This window comes from Helicobacter pylori, assembly GCF_030323545.1.
Taxonomy (GTDB): Bacteria; Campylobacterota; Campylobacteria; order Campylobacterales; family Helicobacteraceae; genus Helicobacter; species Helicobacter pylori_CO.
The window spans coordinates 174,868-188,502 of sequence record NZ_CP122954.1; the positions used below are offsets into that span (position 1 = coordinate 174,868).

A 13,635-nucleotide genomic window follows, 5' to 3' on the forward strand; every position below is an offset into this window, starting at 1 on the left:
TCATTTTTTTAAAATACCCCTATTTCATTGTAAAATTATCTCTGCAAAACCCGTTGAAGTTTAATAAAAGGTAAAAATAAGATTGAATATCAATAAAGTGTTTTATCATAGTAGCACCAACATGAATGAAGTGCCAGATAATAGCGTGGATTTGATCATCACAAGCCCGCCTTATTTCAACATTAAAGATTACACGAAAAATGGCACACAAGATTTACAGCATTCAACCCAACATGTTGAAGATTTAGGGGCGTTAGAAAAATATGAAGATTATCTTTTAGGTCTTTTAAAAGTTTGGCTTGAGTGCTATAGAGTGCTAAAACCCAATGGTAAGCTATGCATTAATGTGCCTTTAATGCCCATGCTTAAAAAGGTTTTAAACACGCATTATAACCGCCATATCTTTGATTTGCATGCTGATATCCAACACTCCATTTTGCATGATTTAAATAATACGCTAGAAAACAGGCCTAAAATGTTCTTACTAGATGTCTATATTTGGAAACGCGCAAATCCTACTAAAAGATTGATGTTTGGGAGTTACCCTTATCCTAGAAATTTTTATGCACAAAATACTATAGAATTTATCGGCGTGTTTGTCAAAGATGGCAAGCCCAAACAACCCACAGAAGAGCAAAAAGAACAAAGCCAATTGACTCAAGAGGAATGGGTGGAATTTACTAAACAAATTTGGGAAATCCCAATCCCTAATAAAAACGATATTGCTTTTGGCAAGCATGCGGCTTTGATGCCGGCTGAATTAGCAAGGCGTTTGATTAGATTGTATAGTTGCGTGGGTGATGTGGTGCTAGATCCATTTAGCGGGAGCGGGACAACCTTAAGAGAAGCAAAACTTTTAAAAAGAAATTTTATAGGTTATGAACTCTATGAAAATTATAAGCCCTTGATTGAGCAAAAATTAGGAAACTTGTTTGATTTTGAATAAGATTTATATAGAAGATGTTTTCATGTTTTTAGACAAATTAGAAGATAAAAGCGTTGATTTAGCCATTATTGATCCCCCTTACAATCTTAAAATTGCTTCATGGGATAGTTTTAAAAATGATGAAGAGTTTTTAACATTTTCTTACGCTTGGATTGATAAAATGCTGCCCAAACTTAAAGACACAGGGAGTTTTTATATTTTTAATACCCCTTTTAATTGCGCTTTATTTTTAGCGTATTTGTGCCATAAAAAAGTGCATTTTTTAAATTTCATCACCTGGGTTAAAAAAGATGGGTTTGCCAACGCCAAAAAGCGTTATAACCACGCGCAAGAAAGCATTTTATTTTATAGCATGCACAAGAAAAACTACACCTTTAATGCCGATGAGGTTCGCACCGCTTATGAATCCACCGAACGCATCAAACATGCTCAAAGTAAGGGGATTTTAAAAAATAACAAACGCTGGTTCCCTAACCCTAAGGGCAAATTATGCCTTGATGTGTGGGAAATCGCTTCACAAAGGCATGTTGAAAAAGAGAAGGGTAAAATCCTTAAGCCAAAACACCCTAGCATTAAACCTAAAGCGCTCATTGAACGCATGATAAAGGCTAGCTCTCACAAAAACGATTTGATTTTAGATTTATTTAGTGGCAGTGGCATGACTAGCTTAGTAGCTAAAAATTTGGAGCGTAATTTTATAGGGTGTGAGAGCCATGCTGAATATGTGCATGAGAGTTTGGAAATGTTTAAGTATGATGAATGCAAATAAAAAAGGATATTTAACATGCCAAAATTAGAAAAAATTTTTCTAGAAATCACACAGCTTGACCCTAGCAAAGAGTGTTTGAAATTCTTAGCTAATCGCATAAAAGGCTCTGATTATAGGGGCTTACACTTATCCCAACACAATCGTTACGATCAAAATAAAATTAAAACCATTATTCAAGCTATTTTTAATGAAGTGGGAGGAGATTTTTTACAAATTCGCACCACCGATATGAGCAAACGCCCTAGCAATATCATAGGCGAAGAGGTTTATGCAAAAGTGGTTGATAATATCTGCAAGTCTGAAATGCCTCAAGATAATTCAGGAAAAAAGAATCAAGTAACCCAAGACAGCTTGAGAAAAAATCTTTTTGTAGATATGCACAGAATGGGGTTGATTGACCGCTACAATAAAAATAAAAAACCTACAAACCCCTACATTCAAAGCAATATTAAATATATCAGTTTAACTCCCTTAGCTATAGAATTTTTAAACGCGCAAAAAGATTTGTTAAGAAAAAATTTTTGTTACACGCAAAGCTTAGAAAATCTTTTGCAAGGTTTTGGAGCAGAATGCAGAGAGGTAATGATAGAGCTTGACAATCATTATTTAGACATTGAAGAAATGATGTTTTTTGTCACCTTTTTAAATATTGAAAATTTTACTAGAAGCGAAATTATAGAATATGTTAGAGGATATAGGAGTTTGAGCCGTATCCAAAAAGAAAAGTTAAAAGAGTTAGCGCAAGATTATTGCAACCCTAATCATTTTAATGGGAATAAGCTGGAAAAGAGAGATTATCATAATTGGAAAAATCAAGCCCAACAAATTTTTAGCTTGCTAGAACAAAGCGTGTTTTTTGAAACCAATAAAGAGAGGCTTATTTTAAAAACGCTCAATGAAGAAAACAAACAAAACGATAAAAAACTCAAACGCTCTATTAAAGAGAAAGCCCTTTATTTTGAAAAACATGGCGTTAAAAAAGAAAAGGGCTTTGAATTGCACCACATTGTGCCTTTATGCTTGGCTCGCTCTATAGAAGAATTTGATCTTTTGGATAAATGGGAAAATTTAATCTATATTGATGCTTTTAACCATGCGAAAATATCTCAAACGCAAAATAAACATATTTGTTTGTATTTTAAAAATTGCGATGTGGTTTTATCTAAAGGCTTAAAAGAAGAACAAGAAAGCCTTTATTTTACTTACATTAAAAACGTGTTATATAAACTTGATTTACAAAATGTCATGCTGAGATACAATAAAGATTTATTGCATTCTAAAAACGGCTGATAAAATAAAGCGGTGTCTTTTTTAAGAGAGCGTTTTTCATAACCGCTTTTAGTATAAAGGCTATAGAATTAGCGCTACAATACCCCCATGCAAAAAAAGATTTTTTTACTAGAAGACGATTACCTTTTAAGCGAGAGCGTTAAGGCGTTTTTGGAGCATTTGGGCTATGAAGTGTTTTGCGCTTTTAACGGGAAAGAAGCTTATGAAAGGCTCTCTGTTGAGCGCTTCAACCTCTTGCTTTTAGACGTGCAAGTGCCTGAAATGAATAGCTTGGAATTGTTCAAGCGCATCAAAAACGATTTTTTAATCTCTACGCCTGTGATTTTTATCACCGCCTTACAGGATAGCGCTACCTTAAAAAACGCTTTTAATTTAGGAGCGAGCGATTATTTGAAAAAGCCTTTTGATTTAGACGAATTAGAAGCACGCATTAAAAGGTTTTTCAATGATGATCCCATAGAAATCATGCCTAACATTTTTTATTACCAACACTCTTTGAATATTAAAGGGAAAAAGGAAATCCTAGCACCCAAAACCGCTCAGCTTTTAGAATACTTTTTAGAGCATAAAGGGCAAATCATTAGCTCCCAAGTGTTAGAAAATAATTTGTGGGAGCAAGCTATTGATGATTCCACCTTGCGCACTTACATTAAAGTGTTGCGCAAGCTTTTGGGTAAAAATTGCATAGAAACGCATAAGGGGGTGGGCTATCGCTTTAACCCACTATGAAAAAAAATCCCTCAAACTCTTTTTAGGGACTTATTTAGGCTCTTCGTTTGTGTTAATGCTAGTGATTAGCGTTTTAGCGTTTAACTATGAAAAAAACGAAAAAATCAAAATGATACGCATGGACATGGACAAAATGGCTTCTAAGATCGCTAGTGAAGTGGTTGCCTTGCACATGCAAACGCATGGGGATTACCACAACGCTTTAAACGCCCTCATTTCACGCTATAAAGACGCTTCCATAGCGCTTTTTGATAGCAAGAAGCGTGTTTTGTATTCTAATATCCCTGAAAGTGCGGATTTGATTAAAACTCATAAAGAAGCGGGCTTTTTTAGTTTTAGGGGAGAGTATTACCTGTTTAGCGATGAAACTTTCGCTCACTTAGGCGTGGCTAAAATGCTTTTTAAAAATTCTAAACCCCTTCATTTTTCTTCTTTGTATCGTAACATTGTTTTAGTGTTTGTCATAGCGTTTTTATGCGTGATAGGGGTTTCTGTGTTTTTAGGGCGTTTGTTTTTAAAGCCCATTAGGAATGAAATCACCCGTATCGATCATTTTTTAAAAAACACCACGCATGAATTAAACACCCCCATGAGCGCTTTAGTCTTGTCTTTAAAAACCCTAGAAGACAGCCAACAACACCGCCGCATTAAAATCGCTATCCAGCGCATGAGTTTTTTATACCGCTCGCTCTCGTATTTAGTGATGCAAGATATTGAGCGCGAAACCCCCATGCTTTTAGATTTAAAAGCCCTGATTACCAAAGAAAACATGCTTTTTAGCGAGATGATAGACTACCACAAGCTGGAATTTAAAAGCGATTTAGCGGGAGTGGAATTTAAGGCTAAAGAGCAGGATTTCATTTCGCTTTATAGCAATTTGCTCATGAACGCAATCAAATACAGCGTCATGCATGGGTATATCCACATAGAGCTAACGCATGCGTTTTTGAAAGTGAAAAATTTAGGGTATGAAATCCCTAAAGATAAGATCGCAGAATTAAGCATTCGTTATGCGCGTTTCAATTCTAGCGTGTTGGGTTATGGTATAGGGTTAGATTTAGTGAAAAAAGTGTGCGAAAAGTATAAAATGCGTCTAGAAATTCATAGCGAACCCTCTTCAAAAGGATCGTTTTATGAAAATTCGTTTTGCGTTCAATTTCAAGGATAAAGATGCTTTCAGTGTATGAAAAAGTGAATGCTCTAGACAAAAGGGCGATTGAAGAATTGTTTTTAAGCGAAGACATTTTAATGGAAAACGCCGCTATGGCTTTAGAAAGAGCGGTTTTACAAAACGCTTCTTTAGGCTCTAAAGTCATTATCCTTTGTGGGAGCGGGGATAATGGGGGCGATGGCTATGCGTTAGCTAGGCGTTTAGTGGGGCGTTTTAGAGTGCTAGTTTTTGAAATGAAACCAGCCAAAAGCCCCATGTGCCAATTGCAAAAAGAAAGGGCTAAAAAAGCAGGGGTAGTCATCAAAACATACGAAGAAAACGCCCTTAATCAAAATTTGGAATGCGATGCGTTAATAGATTGCGTGATAGGGAGTGATTTTAAAGGCGGATTAGAGCCGTTTTTAAACTTTGAAAGCCTTTCTCAAAAAGCACGCTTTAAAATCGCTTGCGATATTCCTAGCGGGATCGATTCTAAAGGCAGGGTGGATAAGAGAGCGTTTAAAGCGGATATGACTATCAGCATGGGCGCTATCAAATCATGCTTATTGAGCGATAGGGCTAAAGACTATGTAGGGGAATTGAAAGTGGGGCATTTGGGGGTTTTCAATCCAATTTATGAGATCCCAACAGAGACTTTTTTACTAGAAAAAAGCGATCTCAAACTGCCCTTAAGGGATAAAAAAAACGCTCATAAGGGCGATTACGGGCATGCGCACATTCTTTTAGGCAAGCATAGTGGGGCGGGGTTATTGAGCGCTTTAAGCGCGTTAAGTTTTGGATCTGGGGTGGTGAGCGTTCAAGCGTTAGAAGGCGAGATAACTTCCAATAACAAGCCTTTAGAATTGGTTTTTTGTGAAAATTTCCCTAAAAAGCTCAGTGCGTTCGCTCTTGGCATGGGGTTAGAAAATATTCCAAAGGATTTTAACAAGTGGCTTGAATTAGCCCCATGCGTTTTAGATGCGGGCGTTTTTTATCACAAAGAGGTGTTACAAGCCTTAGAAAAAGAAGTGATCTTAACCCCTCACCCTAAAGAGTTTTTATCGTTGTTAAAATCAGTGGGGATCAATATAAGCATGCTAGAATTATTAGACAATAAACTAGAAATCGCAAGGGATTTTTCTCAAAAATACCCCAAGGTGGTTTTGCTTTTAAAAGGGGCTAATACCCTAATCGCTCATCAAGGGCGGGTTTTTATCAACATTTTAGGGAGCGTGGCTTTAGCCAAAGCTGGGAGTGGCGATGTGTTAGCGGGGCTTATTTTAAGCTTGCTTTCTCAAAATTACACGCCTTTAGACGCTGCCATTAACGCAAGTTTAGCGCACGCTCTAGCGGGTTTAGAATTTAAGAATAATTACGCTTTAACGCCCTTAGATTTGATAGAAAAGATCAAACGATTATAAAAGGATAAAAATGGATCATTTAAAGCATTTGCAGCAATTGCAAAACATTGAAAGGATCGTGCTTTCAGGCATTGTATTGGCCAATCATAAGATTGAAGAGGTCCATAGCGTTTTAGAGCCTAGCGACTTTTACTACCCGCCTAACGGCTTGTTTTTTGAAATCGCTTTAAAACTGCATGAAGAAGATTGCCCCATTGATGAGAATTTTATCCGCCAAAAAATGCCTAAAGACAAGCAGATCAAAGAAGAAGATCTGGTCGCTATTTTTGCGGCAAGCCCCATAGATAATATTGAAGCCTATGTGGAAGAGATTAAAAACGCTTCCATTAAACGAAAACTTTTTGGCTTGGCTAACACCATTAGAGAGCAAGCCCTAGAAAGCGCGCAAAAATCCAGCGATATTTTAGGTGCTGTGGAGCGAGAAGTCTATGCGTTATTGAATGGTAGCACGATTGAGGGCTTTAGAAGCATTAAAGAAGTGCTTGAAAGCACGATGGATCTTATTACAGAAAACCAAAGAAAAGGGAGTTTGGAAGTTACTGGCATACCGACTGGCTTTGTCCAGTTGGATAATTATACGAGCGGTTTTAATAAGGGGAGTTTAGTCATTATAGGGGCAAGGCCGTCTATGGGTAAAACCAGTTTGATGATGAACATGGTCTTAGCTGCGCTCAATGACGATAGGGGGGTAGCGGTTTTTAGTTTGGAAATGTCTGCGGAGCAACTCGCTTTAAGGGCGTTATCGGATCTCACTTCTATCAACATGCATGATTTAGAGAGCGGGAGGCTTGATGATGATCAATGGGAAAATTTAGCCAAATGCTACGATCACCTTTCTTGCAAAAAACTCTTTTTCTACGATAAAAGTTATGTGAGGATAGAGCAAATCCGCTTGCAACTACGAAAGCTTAAATCCCAACACAAGGAGTTGGGTATCGCTTTTATTGACTATTTGCAGCTCATGTCAGGGAGTAAAGCCACTAAAGAGCGCCATGAGCAAATCGCTGAAATTTCAAGGGAGCTTAAAACTTTAGCCAGAGAGTTAGAAATCCCTATCATAGCGCTAGTGCAACTCAACCGCAGCCTGGAAAATCGAGACGATAAACGGCCCATTCTTTCGGACATTAAAGACAGCGGAGGGATTGAACAGGACGCTGATATTGTTTTATTTTTATATAGAGGCTATATCTATCAAATGAGGGCTGAAGACAACAAAATAGACAAACTCAAAAAAGAAGGCAAGATTGAAGAGGCGCAAGAGTTGCACCTAAAAGTTAATGAAGAAAGGCGTATCCACAAGCAAAATGGCAGTATTGAAGAAGCTGAAATCATCGTGGCTAAAAATAGGAATGGGGCTACAGGAACGGTTTATACGCGCTTTAATGCTCCTTTCACGCGCTATGAAGACATGCCTATAGATTCCCATTTAGAAGAGGGACAAGAAACTAAATTTGAAATACCCACAACTTGAAAGATAAAACTTTTCAGGGGGCGTTTGAACTTCTTTCAACCCCCAAAGAATACTTGTTGTGTGGGGTTATTTTAAGCCTTTTGTTATCACTCAATCTTTATTTAGAATACTTGAATTACCAAAAGCTTGATTTTTCAAAACCGACAAGCTTGAACGCTCAAATCTTGTTGCAATACCCTAAAACTAAAGATCAAAAAACCTATTTTGTTTTAAAGCTCCAATCAAAGGGCATGATCTTTTACACCACCATTAAAGAGCCTTTAAAAAACCTCCAATACCGCCACGCGCAATTTTTTGGCAGGATCAAACCTTGCTTTTTTTTAGAGTCTCTAAAATCATGCTTTTTTCAAACTTATTCTTTTTCTTTAACACGAAAACAAGATTTTAAATCGCATTGGCGCCATTTCATTGACAGCGCTCATTCAAACGCTTTAGCGGGTAATTTGTATCGAGCGTTATTTATAGGGGATAGCTTGAATAAAGATTTAAGAGACAGGGCTAACGCGCTAGGGATCAACCACTTATTAGCCATTAGCGGGTTCCATTTAGGGATTTTGAGCGTTAGCGTTTATTTTCTTTTCTCTCTTTTTTATATCCCCTTACAAAAACGCTATTTCCCTTATAGGAACGCTTTTTATGATATAGGGGTTCTGGTGTGGGTTTTTTTGCTAGGGTATTTATTGCTATTGGATTTTTTACCCTCTTTTTTCAGGGCGTTTCTAATGGGTTTATTAGGGTTTTTGGCATGCTTTTTTGGGGTAAGGCTTTTGAGTTTTAAGCTTTTGATTTTAGCGTGCTGTATCGCCATAGCGTTACTCCCTAAATTGCTTTTTAGCGTGGGGTTTTTGCTTTCTGTGTGTGGGGTGTGGTATATCTTTTTATTCTTAAAACACACTCAAGCCTTTTTTAAAACCTCTTCTTTTTTGGTGCGATCTTTTCAAGTCATAAGCTTAAGCGTGTTAGTGTTTTTGAACATGCTCATCATTGCGCATGCCTTTTTCCCTATGTTTTCGCCCTACCAACTCTTTAGCATTCCTTTAGGCTTGATTTTTGTCGTGTTTTTCCCTTTGAGTTTGTTTTTGCATGCTGTGGGTTTGGGGTCTTTGCTGGATGGTATTTTAAACATGCCTTTAACAATCCCTACGATTTCGGTTTTTTCGCCTTTATGGCTTTTGGGGGCGCATTTGTTTTTAACGATTCTAAGCGTGCGTTCTTTTAAAGTTTATTTAAGCATGAATGTTTTAAGCGCGGGCTTTTTCTTGTATTGTTGCTATCAATATATTATAATGCCTAGTTTAATTGTAGGTTAGAAAAGTCATTTTATTAGGGATCAAATAATTGCTTAAAAAAATCACGCATAAAATCAAAGCTTTAAGCGAATTGGTCGCTTTGGAGCATACGATATTTTCTAGCATGTTTTTACTCATGGCTATGGTCATAAGCTCCTATCAAAAAAATCAAACGCTCTTTGTTGGGTTAGAAACCTTAATCCTTTGTTTTTTAGCCTTATTAGGAGCAAGAAACTTCGCTATGGGGTTTAACCGCTTGGTGGATAGAGATATTGATAAGGATAACCCAAGGACGAAAAACCGCCCGAGCGTGGATGGTAGAATCAGCGTTAAAGGCATGGTGGTTTTTAGCGCTTTAAACGCTCTTTTATTCGTGGTGGTGAGCTATTTCATTAACCCTTTAGCTTTCAGGCTTTCGTTCCCTTTTTTAATCATTTTAGGGGGGTATTCGTTCTTCAAGCGCTTTTCTTCTTTGGCGCATTTTATCGTGGGTTTGGCTTTGGGTTTAGCCCCCATTGCTGGGAGTGTGGCGGTTTTAGGGGATATTCCTTTATGGAATGTCTTTTTGGCTTTAGGGGTGATGCTATGGGTGGCTGGGTTTGATTTACTCTATTCTTTACAGGATATGGAGTTTGATAAAGAAAGGGGCTTGTTTTCCATTCCTAGCCAATTAGGGGAAAAATGGTGCTTGAATCTTTCAAGGCTCTCACACCTTGTGGCGCTTGTGTGCTGGCTTTGTTTTGTGAAATGCTATCATGGGGGGTTCTTTGCGTATTTAGGATTAGGGGTTTCAGCCTTGATCTTACTCTATGAGCAGATCTTAGTGGCTAGAGATTATAAAAACATTCCTAAAGCCTTTTTTGTGAGTAATGGCTATTTGGGGGTGGTGTTTTTTATTTTTATTGTCCTTGATGTGGGGTTTAAGCATGCATGAGTTGGTTTTAAGATCCCAAGCTTTAGGGTTTGAAACGCGCTTAGTCCAATGCGATTTATCGTTCTCTTATGAAAGGTTCATCCCTAAAACCACACGCTCTTTAGCGGTATTAGAAGAATTTGATTGGTTGGGTTCTGGCTTTGATTTTTCACGCTTGAATGTTGAAAATGACACTCTGGAATTGCTCAAAGCGCTGTATTTTAAATTAGAAAAATTAGAGAGCCTGCTTTTAAAAGAAAATCTACTTGAATTAGAGCAAAAGGATCGCATCACCGCTTTAGGGCATGGGTTAATTTGTATCAAAAAATCAAGCCTAATAGTGCCTCAAACTTATTACGGGCGTTGTGTGTTAGAGGGGAAAATCCTAGCCTTTTTTGGCGTGGCAAGGGATAAAAATTTTTTAGAAATCACTCGCATGCACGCCTTAGACATTAAGCGTTATGATTCTTTCATTGTCCATAGCGAAAGAAAAGGCTTGAAATTATGAACGGGAGCAATCATGTTATCTTCTAATGATTTGTTTATGGTCGTTTTAGGGGCGATTTTATTGGTGTTGGTGTGCTTGGTGGGGTATTTGTATCTTAAAGAAAAAGAGTTTTACCATAAAATGAGGCGTTTAGAAAAAACATTAGATGAATCCTATCAAGAAAATTATATCTATTCTAAGCGCTTGAAAGAATTAGAGGGGCGTTTGGAAGGCCTTTCTTTAGAAAAAAGCGTTAAAGAGGATAGCTCATTGAGAACGACTCTTTCACACCTTTATAACCAGTTGCAAGAAATCCAAAAATCCATGGATAAAGAACGCGATTATTTAGAAGAAAAAATCATTATTTTAGAAAACAAATTCAAAGACATGGGGCATTATGCCGCTAACGATGAAATCAACGAAAAACAGGTTTTGAAAATGTATCAAGAAGGCTATAGCGTGGATTCTATTTCTAAAGAGTTTAAAGTGAGTAAGGGCGAGGTGGAATTTGTATTGAACATGGCAGGGTTAAAATGATAGCTTTAAGCAACGCTTTTTCAAGACTTTTTGGCTCTGTCGCTGGTTATGAATTCCCTTCTTTTATCCAAAAAGGCATCAACGCCCTTTATGTTAAGATCTTTAAAATTGATTTGAGCGAGTTTGAGCCTTTAGAAAATTATAAGAGTTTGAACGCTCTTTTCACGCGCTCTTTAAAAAAAGAACGCCCCTTTGACAAAGCCCCTAACGCATGCATTGCGCCTTGCGATGCTTTGATCACTGAATGCGCTTTTTTAGACAACGATAGCGCTTTACAAATTAAAGGCATGCCCTATAAAGCGCATGAATTAGTGGGCGAAATCAACCCCTTAAGCCCTTCTTTTTTCTATGTGAATTTTTACCTTTCGCCCAAAGATTACCACCACTACCACGCCCCTTGCGATTTAGAAATTTTAGAGGCTCGTTGCTTTGCGGGGAAACTACTGCCAGTCAATAAGCCCTCATTACACAAAAACAAAAATCTGTTTGTGGGCAATGAAAGAGTGGCGCTTGTTGCAAAAGACATTCAAGGCAATAGGCTGTATTTTGTGGCGGTGGGAGCGTTAAATGTGGGTAAAATACGTTTTAATTTTGATAAGAATATCCAAACTAACGCTAAAGCCCATTTGACGCAAACCTACTCTTACAACCCTCCAATTAAGGTTAAAAAGGGGGATAATTTAGGGAATTTTGAAATGGGCTCTACGATCGTTTTATTCACTCAAAACACCGCTTTTAAAGATTTGAAAGAAAAAAGCGTGAAGTTTGGGGAAAGTATAGGGGAATTTCATGCCAACTGATAACGATTTAAAAACTTCTATTTTGGAATTGTTGCACGATTTAGACGCGCTTTTAGTGGCTCATTTTTATCAAAAAGATGAGATTGTAGAGTTAGCCCATTATACAGGCGATAGCCTGGAGTTAGCTAAAATCGCAAGCCAAAGCGATAAAAACCTCATCGTGTTTTGCGGGGTGCATTTTATGGGCGAGAGCGTGAAAGCCCTAGCCTTTAACAAACAAGTGATCATGCCCAAACTCTCATGCTGTTCTATGGCGAGAATGATTGATAGCCATTACTACGATAGAAGCGTTCATTTATTAAAAGAATACGGCGTTAAAGAGTTTTACCCTATCACTTATATCAATTCTAACGCTGAAGTGAAAGCCAAAGTCGCTAAAGATGGTGGCGTGGTTTGCACGAGTAGGAACGCTTCTAAAATCTTTAATCACGCTTTAAAACAAAATAAAAAAATCTTTTTTCTACCGGATAAATGCTTGGGGGAAAATCTAGCCCTAGAAAATGGCTTAAAAAGCGCGATTTTAGGCGCAAATAGCAAAGAAGAAATTAAAAACGCTGATGTGGTTTGTTATAACGGCTTTTGTTCGGTGCATCAGCTTTTCAAATTAGAAGACATTGAATTTTACCGCCAAAAATACCCGGATATTTTAATCGCTGTCCATCCAGAGTGCGAGCCTAGCGTGGTTTCTAACGCTGATTTTAGCGGATCAACGAGTCAAATCATAGAATTTGTAGAAAAGCTAAGCCCCCATCAAAAAGTCGCCATAGGCACTGAAAGCAATTTAGTCAACCGCCTGAAAGCCAAGCGCAACCATCAAAACACTTTCATTCTTTCTAGCACGCTCGCGCTTTGTCCTACCATGAATGAAACGACTTTAAAAGATTTGTTTGAAGTCTTAAAGGCTTATAAAAACCACAGGGCTTATAATACGATTGGATTAAAAGATGAGGTGGCGCGCTTAGCCAAACTCGCTTTAACTAAAATGATGGAGTTGTCCTGATGGAGATTAAAACTTTTCTAAAACGCGCTTTAAAAGAAGATTTAGGGCATGGGGATTTGTTTGAAAGGGTGTTAGAAAAAGATTTTAAAGCCACAGCCTTTGTTAGGGCTAAACAAGAGGGCGTGTTTTCAGGCGAAAAATACGCTTTAGAGTTGCTAGAAATGACCGGCATTGAATGCGTTAAAACCATTAAGGATAAAGAACGCTTCAAACCCAAAGACACTTTAATGGAGATTAGGGGGGATTTTAGCATGCTTTTAAAGGTTGAGCGCACCCTTTTAAACCTTTTGCAACACAGCAGCGGGATCGCTACTTTAACGAGCCGTTTTGTAGAAGCTTTAAATTCTCATAAAGTGCGTTTGTTGGACACACGAAAAACCAGACCCCTTTTAAGGATCTTTGAAAAATACTCCGTGCTTAATGGGGGAGCGAGCAACCACCGCTTAGGGCTAGATGACGCTTTAATGCTTAAAGACACGCATTTAAAGCATGTGAAAGATTTAAAAAGCTTTTTAACGCATGCCAGAAAAAACTTGCCTTTCACGGCTAAAATTGAAATTGAATGCGAAAGCTTTGAAGAGGCCAAAAACGCCATGAATGCGGGAGCGGATATTGTGATGTGCGATAACATGAGCGTTTTAGAGACTAAAGAGATTGCCGCTTATAGAGATGCGCATTATCCCTTTGTTTTGTTGGAAGCGAGCGGGAATATTTCACTAGAGAGCATCAACGCTTACGCTAAAAGCGGCGTGGATGCCATTAGCGTAGGGGCTTTAATCCATCAAGCCACTTTTATTGACATGCACATGAAAATGGCTTAAAGGCTTTAAAAA

14 protein-coding genes are annotated in these 13,635 nt (G+C 37.9%); all 14 read left to right on the forward strand.

Features of this window, described 5'->3' with window-relative positions; genetic code table 11:
• Positions 1-82 precede the first annotated feature (82 nt).
• Positions 83-946: a DNA-methyltransferase gene (locus tag QAP06_RS00810; RefSeq protein ID WP_286465863.1), complete on the forward strand. Its 864-nt coding sequence runs from the start codon at positions 83-85 to the stop codon at positions 944-946.
• Positions 933-1,715 carry a DNA methyltransferase gene (locus tag QAP06_RS00815; RefSeq protein ID WP_286465864.1) on the forward strand — a complete coding sequence of 261 codons (783 nt, stop codon included), beginning with the start codon at positions 933-935 and terminating at the stop codon, positions 1,713-1,715. The genes QAP06_RS00810 and QAP06_RS00815 overlap by 14 nt, the downstream gene beginning before the upstream one ends.
• A gap of 15 nt (positions 1,716-1,730) precedes the next feature.
• Positions 1,731-3,005: a restriction endonuclease subunit R gene (locus tag QAP06_RS00820; protein WP_286465869.1), complete on the forward strand. Its 1,275-nt coding sequence runs from the start codon at positions 1,731-1,733 to the stop codon at positions 3,003-3,005.
• Between the two features lie 87 nt (positions 3,006-3,092).
• Positions 3,093-3,734, forward strand: coding sequence for a copper response regulator transcription factor CrdR (gene crdR, locus QAP06_RS00825; RefSeq protein ID WP_286465872.1), 642 nt, complete (start codon positions 3,093-3,095; stop codon positions 3,732-3,734).
• Entirely contained in the window at positions 3,700-4,902 is a 1,203-nt protein-coding gene (crdS, locus tag QAP06_RS00830) for a copper-sensing histidine kinase CrdS (protein WP_286467325.1), read from the forward strand. The genes crdR and crdS overlap by 35 nt, the downstream gene beginning before the upstream one ends.
• Before the next feature lie 2 nt (positions 4,903-4,904).
• Positions 4,905-6,305, forward strand: coding sequence for an NAD(P)H-hydrate dehydratase (locus tag QAP06_RS00835; protein ID WP_286465873.1), 1,401 nt, complete (start codon positions 4,905-4,907; stop codon positions 6,303-6,305).
• A 10-nt stretch (positions 6,306-6,315) separates the two neighbouring features.
• A complete protein-coding gene (locus tag QAP06_RS00840; protein ID WP_078249153.1) occupies positions 6,316-7,776 on the forward strand; it encodes a replicative DNA helicase in 1,461 nt (486 codons plus the stop codon).
• Positions 7,773-9,086, forward strand: coding sequence for a ComEC/Rec2 family competence protein (locus QAP06_RS00845; protein ID WP_286465876.1), 1,314 nt, complete (start codon positions 7,773-7,775; stop codon positions 9,084-9,086). Before QAP06_RS00840 ends, QAP06_RS00845 begins: the two co-directional genes overlap by 4 nt.
• Positions 9,087-9,156: 70 nt before the next feature.
• On the forward strand, positions 9,157-9,999 hold the full coding sequence (gene mqnP / locus QAP06_RS00850; protein WP_286465878.1) for a menaquinone biosynthesis prenyltransferase MqnP: 843 nt from the start codon (positions 9,157-9,159) through the stop codon (positions 9,997-9,999).
• Positions 9,992-10,486: a hypothetical protein gene (locus tag QAP06_RS00855; protein ID WP_162970133.1), complete on the forward strand. Its 495-nt coding sequence runs from the start codon at positions 9,992-9,994 to the stop codon at positions 10,484-10,486. The genes mqnP and QAP06_RS00855 overlap by 8 nt, the downstream gene beginning before the upstream one ends.
• Positions 10,487-10,498: 12 nt before the next feature.
• Positions 10,499-11,002, forward strand: coding sequence for a DUF6115 domain-containing protein (locus QAP06_RS00860; protein WP_000953117.1), 504 nt, complete (start codon positions 10,499-10,501; stop codon positions 11,000-11,002).
• On the forward strand, positions 10,999-11,802 hold the full coding sequence (locus QAP06_RS00865) for a phosphatidylserine decarboxylase (protein ID WP_140484663.1): 804 nt from the start codon (positions 10,999-11,001) through the stop codon (positions 11,800-11,802). Before QAP06_RS00860 ends, QAP06_RS00865 begins: the two co-directional genes overlap by 4 nt.
• Positions 11,792-12,802: a quinolinate synthase NadA gene (nadA, locus tag QAP06_RS00870; protein WP_286465883.1), complete on the forward strand. Its 1,011-nt coding sequence runs from the start codon at positions 11,792-11,794 to the stop codon at positions 12,800-12,802. Before QAP06_RS00865 ends, nadA begins: the two co-directional genes overlap by 11 nt.
• Positions 12,802-13,623 (forward strand): carboxylating nicotinate-nucleotide diphosphorylase, encoded by an 822-nt coding sequence (gene nadC, locus QAP06_RS00875; protein WP_021304172.1) that lies wholly within the window; start codon positions 12,802-12,804, stop codon positions 13,621-13,623. Before nadA ends, nadC begins: the two co-directional genes overlap by 1 nt.
• Positions 13,624-13,635 lie beyond the last annotated feature (12 nt).